The organism is Dietzia sp. NPDC055343 (genome assembly GCF_053645265.1).
In genome coordinates, this window is sequence record NZ_JBSHMJ010000131.1 from 1 (window position 1) to 1840 (window position 1840).

At 64.9% G+C, this 1840-nt stretch carries 3 protein-coding genes; all 3 read right to left on the reverse strand.

Annotation, left to right across the window (positions count from 1 at the left end; translation table 11 throughout):
* The coding region (locus ACWIE7_RS19065; protein WP_454070314.1) for a hypothetical protein at positions 1 to 404 on the reverse strand (404 nt) is incomplete at its 3' end.
* Positions 401 to 967, reverse strand: coding sequence for a DUF3558 family protein (locus ACWIE7_RS19070; protein WP_454070315.1), 567 nt, complete (start codon positions 965 to 967; stop codon positions 401 to 403). The genes ACWIE7_RS19070 and ACWIE7_RS19065, both read right to left, overlap by 4 nt.
* A 147-nt stretch (positions 968 to 1114) precedes the next feature.
* The coding region (locus tag ACWIE7_RS19075; RefSeq protein ID WP_454070316.1) for an arabinofuranosyltransferase at positions 1115 to 1840 on the reverse strand (726 nt) is incomplete at its 5' end.

Below are 1840 nucleotides of genomic sequence, written 5' to 3' on the forward strand. Positions count from 1 at the left end.
GCGGCCGAAACGGATGCCGAGACGGCGACAGTCGCTGCCGGGCCATGCATCGACGCCAGCATGCTCATCAGTCCGATGCTCTTCAGCCCGGCTGGCTCCTCGGCCGCCTTCCCGAGTGCGGCAGCAGCTGCTTCGTCCTGGGCATCGATCATCCCGCCGGCTGCGGCGAACAGCACCGACATCGCCTCGACCTGAGTCACGAATCCGTTCAGCAGAGTGCGTAGATCCTCGCCCGCGAATAGCGAATACACAGTCCCGATCTGGCGCGCTGTGTCGAATGACTCAGCTGCAGGAGATTGGGAATCGTACTTTTCGGCCATCGTTGACTGTTCGACAGCGCGGGTGAACGTTCTGCACGCACGCACACACGATTCCGCGACGCCTGGTTCGAGATGAACACTCATGTGAAATCCCCCTCTGGGAGGTGCTCGACGATGGGCAGAACTGCCTCGTCGAGGGCCTTACACGGCTTCACATAACGTTCGCCGTTGAACTCCCGAAAGACGCTGAACAAGCTGAGTTGTACCCATATCGTTCCTCGGCTGGTGAACAACATCTGCGTACATCCGCGTTCGGCAGAGTCAGTGTTGTCTAGCGCACGAAGCCCAGTCCGGTCGGTAATCTTCGTGTGAGGATTCACGATCGTAAAAGAGGGATCTTGCAGGTAGTCACTACGCGACTTCCAAGTAGAAAGAACGGTGAGATCGACTTCTTCGCTTGCCCAACCGCACACCATCAATGAGCCTGGATCGTGTCGTGTGTAGAGGTCGATCTTTTCTGCGGGCCCACCGAGGGCCTCTTCAATCGCCTCCACCGGGATTTCGGCGCACGGGTCGAAGAGGTCGGGCCGTTCCTCGAGGGGCAGGTCCCACGGATTGACGGGCGTCTCGGGTGACGGGCTCGTCGTCGTCACATCCTCGGCGTCAGACACGCACCCGGACAGCACCATGACGGCGGCGACCAGCACCGCGCCTACACCTCTACTCATTCCCACAACCAGTACGACGGCCCGGCTCGGCGGACGGTTCCCGCGATCACAAGAAAGTTCCGGCGTACCCCGCCGACGCCGACGGCCGAAGCCAGCGCCGACGCCGACGCCGGCCCGACGTGCGACCTATCGCCGCACAATCACGACACGCGCCCCCACCTCGCGCACGTCGAACAGCCCGGGGTCATCGAACTGGCCCGGGTTGAACACGATCTCCTCGCGGGTGTTGTTGTGCTGGAGCGGCATCTGGTTGATCACCGCGGGGAACACCCACCGCTCGGGGCTTTCGCGATCCAGGACCAACACATCGGGGGCGCGGAATTCGCTCGCGTCGAACTCAGCGGCCAGGTCCGCGGCCGATCGGGTCGTCGCCCACTCGCGGATCTCGTCGGTGCGCTCCTCGTACCGCCCGGCGGGGGTCGCATACGCCTGGGCAGGAGCCTGGAATGTGAAGAACGGCCGGTACGAGTACAGCGTGGGGTCAGAGGTCAGCAGCACCAGGTCGGAGGGCTCGCGGTCGGACGTCATGTCGTCGATCGCCGTCAGGACGGCCGTGGGTACGCCGGGGGTGTTGCGTGCGACCTCCGCGAACTCGGCGTCCTCCTCGGACACGTGCTGCACCATCTGGACGGCGGCGAGCCCCGTCACCACGACCACGGCCGCGAGCACCTTGCTATGAGGCAACCCCGGGACCACCGCGACGGCCCACCGGCTCAGCGCGAGCGCCCCCACCACCCCGGCGAGGGCCAGGACCAGCGTGAGGGCGGGGATCATGCGGAAGGGCAACAGCGTGCTGCCGGCGACGGCCCGCAGCCCGGAGAGCAGGAACCAGCCGAACACGGCCACCGTGAT